At 68.5% G+C, this 16,011-nt stretch carries 15 protein-coding genes; 8 read left to right on the top strand and 7 right to left on the bottom strand.

Annotated elements, in window-relative coordinates:
* The first annotated feature begins 2 nt into the window (after positions 1 to 2).
* The 3 genes from J7500_RS05340 (at position 3) to J7500_RS05330 (ending at position 4,549) form a co-directional block, all read left to right on the top strand.
* On the top strand, positions 3 to 2,534 hold the full coding sequence (locus J7500_RS05340; protein WP_294060468.1) for a transglycosylase domain-containing protein: 2,532 nt from the start codon (positions 3 to 5) through the stop codon (positions 2,532 to 2,534).
* Between the two features lie 117 nt (positions 2,535 to 2,651).
* Positions 2,652 to 3,779 (top strand): peptide chain release factor 2, encoded by a 1,128-nt coding sequence (gene prfB / locus J7500_RS05335; protein WP_294060466.1) that lies wholly within the window; start codon positions 2,652 to 2,654, stop codon positions 3,777 to 3,779.
* Between the two features lie 44 nt (positions 3,780 to 3,823).
* Positions 3,824 to 4,549, top strand: coding sequence for a methyltransferase domain-containing protein (locus J7500_RS05330; protein WP_294060698.1), 726 nt, complete (start codon positions 3,824 to 3,826; stop codon positions 4,547 to 4,549).
* On the opposite strand, the gene J7500_RS05325 is transcribed toward J7500_RS05330, so the two are convergent.
* Positions 4,541 to 4,924 carry a JAB domain-containing protein gene (locus J7500_RS05325; protein WP_294060465.1) on the bottom strand — a complete coding sequence of 128 codons (384 nt, stop codon included), beginning with the start codon at positions 4,922 to 4,924 and terminating at the stop codon, positions 4,541 to 4,543. The genes J7500_RS05330 and J7500_RS05325 overlap by 9 nt on opposite strands.
* 108 nt (positions 4,925 to 5,032) lie before the next feature.
* On the opposite strand from J7500_RS05325, the gene J7500_RS05320 reads away from it, so the two are divergent.
* From J7500_RS05320 to J7500_RS05305, 4 genes are read left to right on the top strand one after another with little or no spacing between them, the layout of a single operon-like run.
* Positions 5,033 to 5,827 (top strand): thymidylate synthase, encoded by a 795-nt coding sequence (locus J7500_RS05320; protein ID WP_294060464.1) that lies wholly within the window; start codon positions 5,033 to 5,035, stop codon positions 5,825 to 5,827.
* Positions 5,828 to 5,832: 5 nt separating this feature from the next.
* Positions 5,833 to 6,672, top strand: a complete 840-nt coding sequence (locus J7500_RS05315; protein WP_294060463.1) for a glutaminyl-peptide cyclotransferase — start codon at positions 5,833 to 5,835, stop codon at positions 6,670 to 6,672.
* Complete coding sequence (locus J7500_RS05310) at positions 6,669 to 7,157, top strand: dihydrofolate reductase (RefSeq protein WP_294060461.1); 489 nt, start codon at positions 6,669 to 6,671, stop codon at positions 7,155 to 7,157. Before J7500_RS05315 ends, J7500_RS05310 begins: the two co-directional genes overlap by 4 nt.
* Positions 7,154 to 8,329: a dipeptidase gene (locus J7500_RS05305; protein ID WP_294060460.1), complete on the top strand. Its 1,176-nt coding sequence runs from the start codon at positions 7,154 to 7,156 to the stop codon at positions 8,327 to 8,329. Before J7500_RS05310 ends, J7500_RS05305 begins: the two co-directional genes overlap by 4 nt.
* Positions 8,330 to 8,333: 4 nt before the next feature.
* Here J7500_RS05305 and J7500_RS05300 read toward each other — a convergent pair whose 3' ends face one another.
* Positions 8,334 to 9,659, bottom strand: coding sequence for a dihydroorotase (locus J7500_RS05300; protein ID WP_294060458.1), 1,326 nt, complete (start codon positions 9,657 to 9,659; stop codon positions 8,334 to 8,336).
* 44 nt (positions 9,660 to 9,703) lie between these two features.
* On the opposite strand from J7500_RS05300, the gene J7500_RS05295 reads away from it, so the two are divergent.
* Positions 9,704 to 10,441, top strand: coding sequence for a folate-binding protein (locus J7500_RS05295; RefSeq protein ID WP_294060457.1), 738 nt, complete (start codon positions 9,704 to 9,706; stop codon positions 10,439 to 10,441).
* 9 nt (positions 10,442 to 10,450) lie between these two features.
* On the opposite strand, the gene J7500_RS05290 is transcribed toward J7500_RS05295, so the two are convergent.
* From J7500_RS05290 to J7500_RS05270, 5 genes are all read right to left on the bottom strand, one after another.
* Positions 10,451 to 11,569: an HD-GYP domain-containing protein gene (locus tag J7500_RS05290; RefSeq protein WP_294060455.1), complete on the bottom strand. Its 1,119-nt coding sequence runs from the start codon at positions 11,567 to 11,569 to the stop codon at positions 10,451 to 10,453.
* A gap of 185 nt (positions 11,570 to 11,754) precedes the next feature.
* Positions 11,755 to 12,870 carry an OmpA family protein gene (locus J7500_RS05285; protein ID WP_294060454.1) on the bottom strand — a complete coding sequence of 372 codons (1,116 nt, stop codon included), beginning with the start codon at positions 12,868 to 12,870 and terminating at the stop codon, positions 11,755 to 11,757.
* A 122-nt stretch (positions 12,871 to 12,992) separates the two neighbouring features.
* Positions 12,993 to 13,466: a DUF2793 domain-containing protein gene (locus J7500_RS05280; protein WP_367112966.1), complete on the bottom strand. Its 474-nt coding sequence runs from the start codon at positions 13,464 to 13,466 to the stop codon at positions 12,993 to 12,995.
* Positions 13,463 to 15,619 carry a phage tail protein gene (locus J7500_RS05275; protein ID WP_294060453.1) on the bottom strand — a complete coding sequence of 719 codons (2,157 nt, stop codon included), beginning with the start codon at positions 15,617 to 15,619 and terminating at the stop codon, positions 13,463 to 13,465. The genes J7500_RS05280 and J7500_RS05275 overlap by 4 nt, the downstream gene beginning before the upstream one ends.
* Positions 15,620 to 16,006 (bottom strand): peptidoglycan endopeptidase, encoded by a 387-nt coding sequence (locus J7500_RS05270; RefSeq protein WP_294060452.1) that lies wholly within the window; start codon positions 16,004 to 16,006, stop codon positions 15,620 to 15,622.
* Positions 16,007 to 16,011 lie beyond the last annotated feature (5 nt).

Genomic DNA, 16,011 nt, shown 5'->3' with positions numbered 1-16,011 from the left:
GCATGGCGGACGGCACGATTTCCAACGTAAAACTGCGGCTCAAGCGCGAGATCGGCGGACTCGGCGGTCTCTATGGCCGCGTACGCCACCGGCTGTGGTTCCGCATCCTGGCGGTGCTCGCGATCCTCGCGGTGCTGATGTACGCGCTCGTCTGGCTGTTCGTCGCGCGCGACCTGCCCTCGGTCGACAAGCTGCGTTCCTATGAGCCGCCGCTGCCCACCAACGTCCGTTCGATCGACGGCACGCCGATCCACAGCTACGCCCGCGAGCGCCGCGTCCAGCTGAGCTACGCCGAATATCCGCCGCAGCTCGTCCACGCCTTCCTCTCGGCCGAGGACAAGACCTTCTTCAGCCACCACGGCGTCGACATTCCCGGCATTGTCGCTGCGGTGATCAACAACCTGCGCAGCAGCGGGCGCCCGGTGGGTGCCTCGACGATTACCCAGCAGGTCGCCAAGAACCTGCTGGTGGGCAACGAAGTGAGCTATGTCCGCAAGCTGCGCGAGGCGATCCTGGCGTGGCGCATCGAGGACACGCTCAGCAAGCAGCAGATCCTCGAACTCTACCTCAATTCGATCGAACTCGGCCGCAATGCCGGCGGCGTCGAGGCGGCGGCGCATGCCTATTTCGGCAAGGAGCTCGACCAGCTCACGCTGCCGCAGATGGCCTATCTGGCGATCCTGCCCAAGGGTCCGGCCAATTATGCGCCCGAACGCTACGAAGCCCGCGCGCTCGAGCGGCGCAACTGGGTGCTCGGGCAGATGCTCGAGAACGGCTATATCTCGCGCGCCGAGCACGACGAGGGCGTCGCCGCGCCGCTGGGAACGATCCCGCGCCAGACCCCGCGCTACGAGCGCGTGGGCGGCTATTTCATCGAGGAAGTCCGCCGCCAGCTGATGGACAAGTTCGGCGAGAAGGCGGAGGACGGCCCCAATAGCGTCTATTCGGGCGGCCTGTGGGTGCGCACTTCGCTCGATCCCAAGCTCCAGCAATATGCGCAAAAGGCACTGCGCGACGGGCTGCTGCGCTACGACCACGGCCGTGGCTGGAGCGGACCGATCGGCAAGGCCGACGTCGCGAACGGCTGGCTCCAGCCCTTCCTCAACACCAACATCGGCCTCGATTACGAGGACTGGCGCGCCGCGATCGTGATCGAGCGGCAGGGCGACGCCTGGCAGATCGGCTTCGACGACGGACGCACCGGAACGCTGCCGCGCTATGCCGCAACCATGCCGGTGCGCGGCAAGGGCGGCGAGGCTTTCTCCGCCCTCCAGCCCGGCGACATCATCGCTGTCGCGCCGAGCGGCGGCAGCTATGCGCTGCGCAGCGTGCCGCGCGTCTCGGGCGGCATGGTGGTCGAGGATCCGCGCACCGGCCGCGTGCTGGCGATGCAGGGCGGCTTCGATTCGCGCATCCAGGCATTCAACCGCGCTACCCAGGCGCAGCGCCAGCCAGGCTCGACGATCAAGCCGATCGTCTATGCCGCGGCGATGGAGAACGGGCTCACCCCCGCCTCGATCGTCGTCGACGGTCCCTTCTGCGTCTGGCAGGGCGCGCAGCTCGGCCAGAAGTGCTTCCGCAACTTCGCCAACCAGCGCGGCGCCGGCCCCAAGACGCTGCGCTGGGGCGTCGAGCAGTCGCGCAACCTGATGACGGTGCAGGTCGCCAACCGAATCGGGATGGATCACGTCGTAGACCTGATCCAGCGCATCGGCGTCTCGAAGGAAAAATATCCGCCCTATCTGAGCTATGCGCTCGGCGCGGGCGAGACGACCGTGATGCGCATGGTTAACGCCTATTCGATCCTGGTGAACCACGGCCGCGCGCTCAACCCGTCGCTGATCGACTTCGTCCAGAACCGCCGCGGCGAAGTCGTCTGGCCGGAGAACTGGCGCCCGTGCGATCGCTGCAACGCGCCCGACTGGAACGGCGGCGCGATGCCGCGACCGGTGGCGCGCACGCGGCAGGTGATCGATCCGATGAGCGCCTACCAGATCGTCCATATCGCCGAGGGCGTGGTCCAGCGCGGCACCGCCACGGTGCTGCGCGACCTGGGCCGGCCGCTGATGGGCAAGACCGGCACCACCTCGGGCCCGACCGACGTGTGGTTCGTCGGCGGCTCGCCGCAGATGCTCGCCGGGCTCTATCTCGGCTACGACAATCCGACCAACCTTGGCGGCTATGCGCAGGGCGGCTCGATCGCGGCGCCGATCTTCAAGCAGTTCGCCATTCCGGCCTACAAGGACATGGAAGTGGTGCCCTTCACGGCGCCCGCCGGCATCCGGATGGTGCGGATCGACCGCGCGAGCGGCAAGCCGGTCACGGGTGCCTGGCCGAGCAACGACCCGCTGTCGCCGGTGATCTGGGAAGCCTTCAAGCCGGCGGTCGAGCCGCGCCGCGAACGCCGCACCCAGCAGGAGGAGGAAAAGGCGCAGCAGGAAGCGGCCAAGCGCGTCGAGACCCGGAAGGCCACGCCGCAGGCCGAGACTCCGCGCGACAGCGACTTCTTGCAACGCGAGGGCGGAATCTACTAGCGCCGCACCTATATAGGCTCACCACCGTCGTCCCAGCCAGGGATCACTCTCCAGCATCGGCGAGCATGCTTCCCGTCCGGCGGGAGCGACGGCAGAACGAAGACCCGGAGTGATTTTATGCGCGCCGAAGCGCAGGCATATGTGGACAAGATCAACGGCGCGCTGGCGCTGCTGCGCCGCTTCCTCGACTGGGACCGCGCGCTGCGCCGGCTCGACGAGCTCAATGCGCGCGTCGAGGATCCTACGCTGTGGAACGACGCCAAGCAGGCGCAGGACGTGATGCGCGAGCGCCGACGCCTCGACGAGGCGATCACCGCCACGCGCGCGATCGAGACCGAGCTCAACGACACCGCCGAGCTGATCGAGATGGCCGAGGCCGAGGGCGACGAGGAAATGGCGAGCGAAGGCACCGCCAGCCTGGCCGCGCTCGCCGAGCGCGCCGAGATCGACAAGGTCAAGGCGCTGCTCTCGGGCGAGGCCGACGCCAACGACACCTATATCGAGATCAACTCGGGCGCCGGCGGCACCGAGAGCCAGGACTGGGCGGGGATGCTCCAGCGCATGTACACGCGCTGGGCCGAACGGCACGGCTACAAGGTCGAGCTGATCGACTATCATGCCGGCGAGCAGGCGGGCATCAAGTCGGCAACGCTGCTGGTGAAGGGCGAGAACGCCTATGGCTATGCCAAGACCGAGAGCGGCGTGCACCGGCTGGTGCGCATCTCGCCCTATGACAGCGCGGCGCGGCGGCACACGAGCTTCTCGTCGGTCTGGGTCTATCCGGTGATCGACGAGAACATCGACATCGAGATCAACGACAGCGAGCTGCGCATCGACACCTATCGCGCTTCCGGCGCGGGCGGCCAGCACATCAACACCACCGATTCGGCGGTGCGCATCACTCACTTGCCCACCGGCATCGTGGTGCAGTGCCAGAACCAGCGCTCGCAGCACAAGAACAAGGCCGAGGCCTACAACCAGCTCCGCGCGCGCCTCTACGAGCGCGAGCTGGCCGAGCGCGAGGCGGCCGCCAATGCGCAGAACGCCACCAAGACCGACATCGGCTGGGGTCACCAGATCCGCAGCTACGTCCTCCAGCCGTACCAGCTGGTGAAGGACCTGCGCACCGGCGTGACTTCGACTGCGCCGGGCGACGTGCTCGACGGCGCACTCGACCCGTTCATGGCGTCGGCGCTGTCGCAGCGCGTGACCGGCGAGACGGTCGAGGTGGAGGACGTCGATTGATCCTGGCCCGCTCGTCCGCAGGCGCGCTGCTCCCGCTGCTGCTGCTGGCGGCGTGCGGCGGCGGCGCGGCAGGCAAGGACGAGAAGCGGCACGATCCGCATACGGGCTTCCCCGCCGCCGACCGGCCGGTGGCGTCGATCGTCTCGGCACGCTGGTCGACCGAGGAAGCGCGCGACCGGCTCAACGAAGCGGCGCAGGTCATGGACCTGGCGGGGATCAAGCCGGGGATGACGGTTGCCGACATCGGCGCCGGCGAAGGCTATTACACGATCCGCCTGGGCCAGCGCGTCGGCGCCAAGGGCCGGGTGGTGGCCGAGGACATCGTTCCTGACATCATCGAGGAGCTGGGCACGCGCGTGGTGCGCGAGCGGCTGAACAACGTCAGCGTCAGGCTCGGCCTGCCCGCCGACCCGCGGCTGCCCGAGGCGAGCTTCCACCGGGTGCTCATGGTCCACATGTACCACGAGATCGAATCGCCCTATGAATTCCTGTGGCGGCTGCGCCCCTCGCTGACCCCTGACGGGCAAGTGATCGTGGTCGACGCCAACCGGAGCACCCAGGACCATGGCACGCCGCCCGACCTGCTCAAATGCGAGTTCGCGGCGGTAGGCTATCAGCTCGTATCGATGCGGCCGATGCCGTCGGCCGGCGGCTATATCGCGATCTTCCGCGCCGCCGGGCCCAGCCCCGAGCCGGGCACGATCAAGGCCTGCCGCTCGGGCGCCACTGCCGCGCCCGCCAGGATCGATCCGAGCCAGGGCTCAGAGTAGCCCCAGCCGGCGGAAGCTGGCCGTGCCGCGCGCCGCCACCACGAGATGATCGAGCAGGCGCACCTCGAGTGTCGCCAGCGCGTGCGCGATCCGGCGCGTCGCGTCGCGGTCGGCGGTGCTGGGCGTGGGATCGCCGCTCGGATGGTTGTGCGCCATCACCACCGCCGCGGCGTCGAGCGCCAGCGCCTGGGCGGCGACGTCGCGTATCGTCAGCGCCACCCCGTCGGGTCGGGGGGAGCGCGTATGGCGCAGGCCCAGAAGACCATGGTCGGCGGCGAGATAGGCGAAGGCGACGACTTCGGTTCGCGCCCGGGCCAGCGGCGCGAAGAGCAGCCCCGCCGCATCGACATCGATCAGGCGTCGGGATTGGGCCATGGCGCGATCATGCCCGCCGCTTCATGCCCGCCGAAGCGCATCCCGGTCCATTACGGAGCAACGCGGCGCATACTTGCGGCCGGCCCGGCGGCCCCCTAGGCTCGCGCGATGCGCCAGTATCTCGACCTGATGGAGCGCGCGCTCACCCAAGGCGCGGAGACGATGGACCGCACGGGCACCGGCACGCGCTCGGTGTTCGGCCACCAGATGCGCTTCGACCTGGCCGAGGGCTTTCCGCTGCTCACCACCAAGAAGCTCCACATCCGCTCGATCATCGTCGAGCTGCTGTGGTTCCTGCGCGGCGACACCAATGTGAAGTGGCTTCAGGACCGCAAGGTGAGCATCTGGGACGAATGGGCCGACGAGACCGGCGACCTCGGCCCCGTCTATGGCAAGCAGTGGCGCGACTGGGAGGCAGCCGACGGGCGCAGCATCGACCAGATCGCCGAGCTGATCGAGACGCTCAAGACCAACCCCGCGTCGCGCCGGATGGTCGTCTCGGCCTGGAACCCGGGCGACCTCCACGCCATGGCCCTGGCGCCCTGTCATTGCCTGTTCCAGTGCCATGTCGCGAACGGACGGCTGAGCCTGCAGCTCTACCAGCGCTCGGCGGACATCTTCCTCGGCGTGCCGTTCAACATCGCCAGCTACGCGCTGCTCACCCATCTGCTCGCGCAGCAGGCGGGGCTCCAGCCCGGCGAGTTCATCTGGACCGGCGGCGACTGCCACCTCTACTCCAACCATCTCGATCAGGCGCGCGAGCAGCTCGGCCGCACGCCCGGCCAGCTCCCGCGGCTCGAGATTCTGCGCAAGCCGCCTTCGATCGACGCTTATGAATATGAGGATTTCGTGATCCACGGATATGAGGCCCAGCCGCACATCAAGGCTCCGGTGGCGGTCTGATCGGGATGCGTAGCAAGCTGCTCTGGATCGCGCTGGCCGCGATCGTGCTCGTCGCCGCCGGCTGGTGGTTTCTGGTGCGCGCCGAGGACGATGCGCCGCCGACCGTCCAGACCGTCGAGGTCGTGCACACCTACCCGCACGACCCGCTCGCCTTCACCCAGGGGCTGTTCTTCGAGGACGGCGCACTGTTCGAGGGCACTGGCGAGGAAGGCACTTCGGGCATCCGCAAGGTGAAGCTGGATACGGGCGAGGTCCTCGCGCAGCGCGAGCTGCCGCTTCCCTATTTTGGCGAAGGCATCGTTGGCTGGAAGGACAAGCTCTACCAGCTGAGCTGGAAGGACCAGAAGGGCTTCATCTACAACCGCGCCGACTTCACCCCGAAGGGCGAGTTCCCCTATCCGGGCGAAGGCTGGGGCCTGACGCACGACGGCAAGTCGGTGATCATGAGCGACGGCACGCCCGAGCTGCGCTTCCTCGACCCCGAGACGCTCAAGCAACAGCGCACGCTGAAGGTCACCGCCAACGGCTGCCCGGTCGAGGAGCTCAACGAGCTCGAATGGATCGACGGGGAGATCTGGGCGAACATCTGGCGCACCGACCTGATCGCGCGGATCGATCCGACGACCGGCAAGGTGAAGGGCTTCGTCGACGTGGCCGCGCTTGGCCCGGCCAACCCCGACGTCGACGAAGTGCCCAACGGCATCGCCTATGATGCCGCCGCCAAGCGCATCTTCGTGACCGGCAAGATGTGGCCCGAACTCTACGAGGTCCGCGTGTCGAGCAAGCCGCCCACAGGTGCCGCGAGCGATCAGGCCGCCGCGCTGATGCGCTGCCCCGCGAATTGACGGCGCCCCGCGTCACCTTCCACCTCGCGCGCGCCGACAATGGCGTGATCGGGCGCGAGGGACGGCTTCCCTGGCACCTTCCGGCGGACCTCAAGCGCTTCAAGGCGCAGACCATGGGCAAGCCGATGGTGATGGGGCGCAAGACCTTCGAGAGCTTTCCCGCGCCGCTTCCCGGCCGCCGTCACATCGTGCTGACGCGCGATCGCGACTGGCAGGCGCCGGGCGCCGAAGTCGCGCACACGCCCGACGAGGCGCTGGCGCTGGCGGGAGCTGAGGAAGTCGCGGTGATCGGCGGCGCGGAGATATTCGCGCTGTTCCTCGATCGAGCCGACCGGATCGAGCTCACCGAAGTCCATGCCGATGTGGAGGGGGACGCCGTGGTGCCGGATTTCGGAGCGGAGTGGCGCGAAGTGGCACGCGAGGATCATGCCGCCGAGGGCGACCGCCCTGCGCATAGCTTCGTGACGCTGGAGCGCGCGCAGTGAAACACAAAATCGCATGGGGCGTGGCGATCGTCCTCGTCGCCGGCCTGCTGCTCTTCTTCGGCTTCGCGCCCGCGCGCGTGGAAAGCGGCATGAACAAGGTGGTGCCTACCACCATGCCGCAGGTGCAGGATTCGACGCGTGCGCTCCACGCCTCGCTCCAGATCGCCGACCTGCACGGCGACACGCTGCTGTGGAACCGCGATCTCAACGATCGCGCGGGCCGCGGGCAAGTCGATGTGCCTCGGCTGATCGACGGCAATGTCGCGCTGCAGATCTTCTCCTCGGTCACCAAGACGCCCAAGGGACAGAATTACGATTCGAACGGCGCCGACAGCGACAACATCACGCTGCTCGCGATTGCCCAGCTCCAGCCGGTGCGCACCTGGGGATCGCTGCTCGAACGCTCGCTCTGGCATGCCGAGAAGCTCGATCGCGCCGCCGCCGCATCCAACGGCAAGCTGCGCATGATCCGCACGCCCGCCGACCTCGACCGGCTGCTCGCCGACCGCGCGCATGGCACGAAGGTGGTGGGCGGGATGCTCTCGATCGAGGGGCTGCAGGACATCGAAGGCCGGATCGAGAACCTCGACCGGCTCCATGCGGCAGGCTTCCGCATGGCGGGCCTGGCGCATTTCTTCGACAATGAAGTCGCCGGATCGATGCACGGCGTGAAGAAGGGCGGGCTCACGCCGCTCGGCGTGCGGGTCGTACGGCGGATGGAGCAGCTCGGCATGATCGTCGACGTCGCCCATTCGAGCCACCAGACCGTCGCCGAAGTGCTCAAGATGGCGCATCGCCCGGTCGTGTCGAGCCATGGCGGCGTCCAGGCAACCTGCAAGGTCAACCGCAACCTCACCGACGAGGAAGTGCGCGGCATCGCGCGCACCGGCGGGCTGGTCGGGATCGGCTATTGGGAAGCCGCGGTTTGCTCGACCGCGCCCAGCGAGATCGCGCGGGCGATCGCGCATGTCAGCGACCTCGTGGGGATCGACCATGTCGCGCTCGGATCGGACTTCGACGGCGCGGTCACCACAGGCTTCGACACCGCGCAGCTCGTCGCCATCACCCAGGCGCTGGTCGACCGCGGCTTCACGCCCGACGAGATCCGCAAGGTGATGGGCGGCAATGCGTTCCGCCTGCTCCGTGCCGGGATCGTCCCCGCCGCGGGCTGATCGCTCAGCCGAACTCGACGGCCTCGAAGCGCAGCGGCGCGCCGATTGCCGCATTGGCCAGCTCGGCTTCCCACATCACGCGATTGCCGCGGATGATCGTGCCGATCGGCTTGCCGGTCAGCGCCATGCCGGTGAACGGCGACCAGCCGCATTTCGAGGCGAGCCAGCTCTCTTCGACCGTCCAGCGCGCATTGAGATCCACCACGGTGAAATCGGCGTCATAGCCGACTGCGATCCGACCCTTGCCGACCAGGCCGAACACGCGCTGCGGCCCTGCGCTGGTCATGTCGATCAACCGCTGTAGCGTCAGTCGCCCTTCGGCCACATGATTGAGCATCAGCGGCAGCAACGTCTGGACGCCCGGCATGCCGCTGGGGCTCGCCGGATATTCCTTGGCCTTTTCCTCGATCGTGTGCGGCGCATGGTCCGACCCGATCACGTCGGGCACGCCCTGGCGCAACCATTCCCACAGCCCGTCGCGATGCGCGCGCGAGCGGATCGGCGGGTTCATCTGGGCATAGGTGCCGAGCTGCGGATAGGCCTCCTCGCCGGCCAGCGTCAGGTGCTGCGGCGTGACTTCGCAGGTCGCAATGTCCTTGTTCTGGCCCAGCAGCTCGAGCTCGGCGGGCGTCGTCACATGGAGCACATGGATGCGCCGCCGCGCCTCGCGCGCCAGCCGCAGGATGCGCCGGGTGGCGAGGATCGCGCTCTCGTCGTCGCGCCACACCGGGTGCGAGGAGGGATCGCCGGGGACGCGCTCGCCCAGCCGCGCGTTCATCCGCGCCTCGTCCTCGGCATGGATCGCGACACGGCGCTTGCCCGAGGCGAGCACGCGCGCAAGCTCCCCATCCTCGGCGACGAGCAGGTCGCCGGTCGAGGCGCCCATGAAAATCTTGATGCCGGCGGTGCCCGGCAGCCGCTCGAATTCGGCGAGCCGCTCGGCATTGGCCGCTGTCGCGCCGACATAGAAGGCATGGTCGCACCACATCCGGTTCCTGGCGCGCGCGAGCTTGTCGGCGACGGCCGCCTCGCTGTCGGTGTTTGGCTTGGTGTTCGGCATCTCGAACACCGCGGTCACGCCGCCGAGCACGGCGGCACGGCTGCCGCTCTCGAGATCTTCCTTGGCTTCGAGCCCGGGCTCGCGGAAATGGACCTGAGTGTCGATCACGCCCGGCAGCACGTCGAGCCCGGTGCAGTCGATCGTCTCGCCCGCATCGCCGACATCGCCGATCGCGACGATCCGTCCAGCAGTGACGCCGACCTCGACTTCTGCCGGACCACTCGGCAGGTGCACGCGCCCGCCCTTCAGCTTGAGATCGACGCTCGCCATAATCGCCTCTTCCGTCGGAACCGCCTGCCTCCTACCTGTTCGGCATGAGCGATACCAGCCCGGGCACCCTGCTTTCCGACCGAGCCTTGATCCGTATCGCGGGGGAGGACGTCCGCGGCTTCCTCCAGGGCCTCGTCACCCAGGACCTCGCGCGCGTCACGCCCGAGGCGCCGCAATGGGCGGGCCTTCTCACGCCGCAAGGCAAGGCGCTGTTCGATTTCATCCTTTGGGCTGACGGCGATGCGATCCTGGTCGACTGCGAGGCCGCGCAGCGCGACGCGCTGATCCGCCGCCTGTCGATCTACCGCCTGCGCCGACCGATCGCGATCGAGGCTATCGAAGGGGGCGTCCATTGGGCGCCGGAAGGCGAGCAGGGTGTTCCCGACCCGCGGCTTGATGCGCTCGGCCGCCGCTGGCTCGGCTCGGCCGAAGGCGCCGTCGCTACCGGCTGGCGAGCGAATCGGCTGGCGCTGGGCGTCACCGAGGGAGTGGAGGAGCTCGGCCAGGACAAGACACTGTGGCTCGAATGCAACGCCGCCGAGCTGAACGGCGTCAGCTTTTCCAAGGGCTGCTATGTCGGCCAGGAGAACACTGCGCGCATGCACTACCGCGCCAAGGTCAATCGCCGCCTGGTGGTGGCGCCGCTCGGCGAGCCCGGTGAACGCACGCGCGCGGCCTACCCGGAGCTGGGGTTGATGGTCGAGTTGCGCCGGGTCGAGGCGCTGGGCGACGCGATCGTCCCCGAATGGCTCGCGCCGGCGCTCGAAGTCGCCGAAAGCTGACGCCGATCGTCAATTTCCGGGAGCGATCTCGAACGCGCGAACGATCTCCTCGCGGCGCCTTTCCCAATCGCGCAGCCCCCAATGTGCCGAGACCTCGAGCCCGATGATCGGGTCGGTTCGGGTGCTGACTGCCGCGAGCGGAAGCTCCTCGCACGTCTCGGCGCTGAGGAAGACGCAGACATTTGGGCTGGTGGGATCGTCATCCGGTTCGTCGAGCACGACGGCGAGGCGCTGGCTGGTCAGCCGAACCAACGATCCCAAGGGGAAGACGCCGAGCATCGAGCGGAACGCGCGCAACACACGCGGATCGAAATGGCCCGTCGTGCCGGTCATCCAGTCGAGCGCCGCGCCGGGCGACCAGCTTTCCTTGTAGGAGCGGCTGGAAGTGACGGCATCGTATACGTCGCACACCGCCGCCATGCGCGCGTAGATGCTCAGCGACTGGGCCGAGATGCCCGAAGGATAGCCGCTGCCGTCGATCCGCTCGTGATGGTGCAGGCAAACGTCGAGCGCGATCTCGGAGTCGATGCCGGACTCGCGCAGCAGCTCATGGCCGCGGACCGTATGTTCCTGGACCAGGGCATATTCCTCGAAGTCGAGCGGGCCAGGCTTGTCGAGCAGCGCCACCGGCACGCGCGCCTTGCCGACGTCGTGGAGAAGGCCGGCCAAGCCGATCTCGCGCGTGAGCGCCGGATCGAGCCGCAGTTCCCGCCCCAGCGCGATCATCAGCCCGCAGACGGCGATCGAATGGAGATAGGTATATTCGTGGCGCTCCTTCATCCGCGTGACGCCCGGAAGCGCCGTCGGGCTGCGGCTGACCGAGGCCGCGATCGCGGCCACGACCGGCTCCAGATCGGCGGAATTGATCTTCCGCCCGAAGCGGATGTCCGTGAAGGCCGAGGTGACCACGCCCCGCGCAGTCGACAGGATTTCGCGGGCGCGCTCGCGCTCCTTGGCGAGACCGGCCGGCCGGCTGCGGAGATGCAGCCGCTCGGTCTTCAGCGGTGCGCACCCCTGACGCTCCCGGTCCGGCTGGTCGGAAACGGACGCCGCCGTAAGATCCCGCCAGTCGTCGCTGTTCAGGCTATTCGCCGCAGGCTGCGCTTGCGCTGCGTACCGCTCCTCCATCGCGCTCCCTGCTCCGAATATCCGTGCCCGAAGGTCCAGATCGGAGATAATGCAGCGACAATGTTAATTTGGGTTTTACTTGGAAACTGAGCGCGACTCCTCGCCCTCTCGATGAACGCGGCACAAAGAAAAAGGGAGGCCGGTTTCCCGACCTCCCCAATTCAGTTCCGAAGAACCTGCGTGGCTTACTGGCCCGAACCCGGACCGTAAGTGATTTCCACGCGGCGGTTCTGGAGCTCGCGGACGCCATCGGCGGTCTCGACGCGCGGACGGCTCTCGCCGAACGCCTGGGTCGTGATCACACCGTCGGAGATGCCGCGGGCGGTCAGGTAAGCCTTCACCGAGTCCGCGCGACGCTGCGAGAGCCCGACGTTGTAGCTCGCCGGACCCGAACGGTCGGCGTGGCCCGCCAGCATGACCTGCGAGTTACCGCAGTTCTGGTAGTTGCTGATGGCGTTGTCGAGGATGCTCGCGGCCTCCGGCGTGATGTCCGACTTATCCCAGTCGAAGAACACGATGTACGGTCCGGGCGTGCAGACCACCGGCGGCGGGGTCGGCGTGGGCTCGGGCGTCGGAGTCCAGGTCGGCGTCGGGGTCGGCTCCGGCGTGGGCTCCGGCTCCGGCGCGCCGAAGTTGAAGACCAGGCCACCCAGGATGCTGTGCGACCGGAAGCGGCCGTACCACTCGCGGCCGACCGAGTCGACGACCGTCACGCCGGGGGCGTTGAAGAAGCGATACTTCAGCGACACGTCGACATTGTCGGACAGCGGCGCGCGGATACCCGCAATCGCCTGCCAGGCCACGACCGTATCCGAGTCGTCGAGGAAGTCGCCAGCGGTGGTCAGGCCGATGCGATGCTTGACGCGCGCAATGCCCAGGCCGGGGCCGACGAAGCCCTGGACGCCATCGTCGTCACCGAAGTCCCACAGACCGTTGACCATGAAGCTGAGCGCCGACGAACGGCCGCCTGCATAGTCGAAGGTGCCGGGACGAGCGGCCGGACCACCGATGACCGGCGTCGTGGTGCCCGAACGGAACGAATCCACATTCGCCGAGCGATAACCGACTTCCGCTTCGAGGCGGAACACGCCGAGGTCGTAACCGACGACGGCATCGGCATCCCAGCCGGGCTTCTTGTGGTCCACAGTTGCGACGTCGATCAGGCCACCGACGTCGAAGTCGATGTCCTCGACCAGCATGGTGCCGCCTTCGACACCCACATACCACGCATCGTCGCGGGCGAGGGCGGGCGTGCTCAGCGCGGTCGTCGCAAGTGCCAGAGTAACGGCAAGCTTCCGCATCTTAATCCCCTTTCTTGGTTGTCACTACGGACAGCGAAAAACTCACTACCGAAACGAAAGTTTCCGCGCAAGCGCACAAATCCGCCACTGTTGCATTATCGTCACAGTCTAACTGCTCCCAATCAGTCCGTGCGAACGCAATGCTTCCAGTACCGCAACGATCGCGGCCCGCGCTTCGCCATCAACCACCGTACCACCCGCCGGTTCCGGGATTGGCGAGGCTTGCGCGCCAACCACTTGTTCTCCCTCGACAAATAGTTTTCCGTGCGCCTCGCCGACGCGCCATTCCCCTTTAGTGAAGAGCGCGAATCCCGTTGCGGCCCCCAGCCACAGCCGCATTCCGCGAGGAAGCGCCAACCCGCATCGGTCCAGCCCGCAACCGCATGGGCATGCCCGATCCAGTCCCCTGTGGGCGTGGCGCCGACGATCCAGCATTGTCCCGGCCGGGGTACAGCCGGCGGCGTATCTGCCGGGCCCGTCGCCGCGCCCTGCACGGCGATATCCAGGCGGGTGAGTGCTTCGTTGTGGAAGAACTCCTTCTGTGCCTGCCCAGGCTCGAGCAGAGGCAGGGCGAGGCGATGCGTAGGGTCGGTCATCGGTTTTCTCCGACAGGCGGCAGAATCAGCGTTGCGGCGGCAGACAGGCCCCGGGCGCCGATCTGGCGCACTTGGACGGTCGCTCCCGAGGCACGCTCGACGGCAGTGACTGCGATTCGCGGTTCGGCAATTTCCTCGACGCGTTCGCCGTCGGGCGTCGTGACAGTGATCCGATAGCGCTCGGTCTCTTCTCCGATCGGCGCATCGACACCGTCGATCCAGTCCCAGCCACTCCTGCTGCGCCGCGCCCAATGTACTTCCCCCCGGTCAACCAGCCGCAGCTGTGCCGGCGCGAGCGGAAGCACCGAGATCCCGGTGATCGCCACCTCCGCCTCGGCCGCCGTTGCGTCTCCCACTCCTTGGCCGAGAAGACGGACGGTACCGCCCAGCGCTGCCGCGGGCAGGTCGAGAATGGCGAGAGAGTCCTTATGCAAAAGCACGAACCGGTCGCCCGGCGCCTGAGCGCCGGCTGCAAGCTCGGTTCCCCGGCGGCCGCGCCACAATTCGCTCAGCCGCCAACGATTGTCGCCGATCGGCTCGGCGCGCGCGAACTGCACGAGCTCGTCTCCCACCATCGCCAGATTGGCGCCGCCTGCGAGCGCAACGTCGTCGGCATCCGTCAGCAGCATCCCGGCGTGCGCGAGCTCGACCCCGATCACGCTGCGGCGGTCGACCAGCGTCGCGCCAGCCGGGCCGGGAGGTACGACAAGCGTCCCGAGCACCGCGGGCGCTGCGGTGCCGCCGGCCTCGCTCCAGCTCGCCCCGCCGTCGTTGCTGAGCAGCAATGCCGCGCTGCGCCAGCCCGGCTCGCTCCCGGCAGCTGCCACGGCGATCCGCGGAGTTGCCGACGGGGCATCGCCCAAGGCAGGCAGTTCGAAGGCATGGAGAATCGTCGTCCCCCATTTCCGATCCGGCGCGCCGAGCACCCGGCCCGGGCTCGCCGGTGCGGCCATCGGAGCCGAAGCGATGGGGACGCAGTCGAGTGCCACCGCCATATGCTCGAGCGACCAGCGTTCGACGCGCCACACTCCCGGCGCGCCCGCGATCGCAACACGCTCGCCCGGGCGGACCGTGATCCCGCGCCAGGGCAACGTGACCGTCCGCCGCTCGCGCTCGCGCTCGAGCTTGGCCAGCGTCGCTTCGGCAATTGCCTTGGCGCCCCCCGCATCGATCGCCGCCGGCAGCTCGATCCGCTCCTCGCGCAGCCCGGGGCCGGGGCGCACGGCGCGCTGTAGGCCGGCCTGGTGATCGCGCTCAGGATCATAATGGCTGAGCACGATGCTCAGCGGCACGCTCTCCGCCGCCGCGATCGCGCGTTCCTGGCGCGCCTGCGCCTGCGAAGCGATCCGCTCGTCCTCGACGGGGGTCGCAGCGCCCGAACCCGCGAGCAGCGCCAGCCGTCCGCCTTCGTCGCGGAACCAGGCCCCCGCCGCTCCGGCGAGCGTCTCCGCCGCCGCGCGCACGCTCGTCCCCTGTGCGGCGAAGCCGGTCAGCGCCGGCCCTTCGTCGGCCGCAAGGATGTCGCCGCCGGCGAGCGCCTCCACCACGCCGCCCGCGGAAACCTCCGCAGCGTCCGCAATCACTTCGAAGCTCAGCGAGGGGATGCGATTGCCGAAGTCGGCGAGTTCCAGATCCTCGAACACTGCGTAGGCGAGCCCCCGATGCGCGGGCGCCAGGCCGATACCCTCCGCCGCCGCGATCAGCGGGTCGGGCATCTGCGCCTCGTCGCCCAGATACAGCCGAAAGCCAGTGCGTGCCTTGAAGTCCCCCGCGGCGCCGCGCAGCAGCGTGCCGTCTGCCCAGATCCGCCCGACGCCCAGGATCGGCCGCGCCGAGAGCGCGACCGCGAACGACGCCGTATAGCTGTAGCTGGTCGTGGTCGGCTGCCCCTTGCCGCCGTCCCGGCTGCGATGCTCGACCAGGTCGGTCGCCCAGATCACCGATCCGGCGACCCGCATCGTCCCGAAGATCTTGGGGATCTGCGTGCCATAGGAGGACGTCTGCACGCGAAGCTCGGCGAGCCGCGGCCCCTCACGCCTCTTGGGCTTGAACAGCAGCTCGTGGTCGATGGCGCTGCCCACCATCGCGCCCACCGCCGCGCCCACAGGGCCTGCGACCGTGCCGCCCACCGCCGTCAGCACCAAAGTAGCCATCTAGCCCTCCATCCTCCAGCGCCCGATCACCGGCCAGGGCGGCGTACCCGGCCGCTCGACCACGCGCCGCAGCATCGCGTCGGCGTGGACGATCCCGCTTCCCGTATCGATCGCGAAGTGAAGCTGCCCGGGTCCCGCCGCGAGCAGCAGCAAGTCCCCCGGGCGCGGCTCGGTCACCGCCACCAGTCCTGCAGCACCAAGTCGCCCGCACACTCGCGCGATGTTGCCGCTGCGCAGCGCATAGCCGCTCGGCACTTCGCCCTCATATCCCGCCGCGCGGATCGCCAGCGCCGCCAGCCCCAGGCAGTCGAGCCCCCTCTCCGTGTCGCGCCCATGCAGCCGAAACCGCGCACCCACCGCGCCCCGCGCCGCCGCCAGCGCACGCATCCCGG

The sequence above is a fragment of the Sphingomonas sp. genome, from assembly GCF_017744835.1.
Taxonomy (GTDB): domain Bacteria; phylum Pseudomonadota; class Alphaproteobacteria; order Sphingomonadales; family Sphingomonadaceae; genus Sphingomonas.
This window is presented reverse-complemented; position numbering and strand designations above follow the sequence as displayed.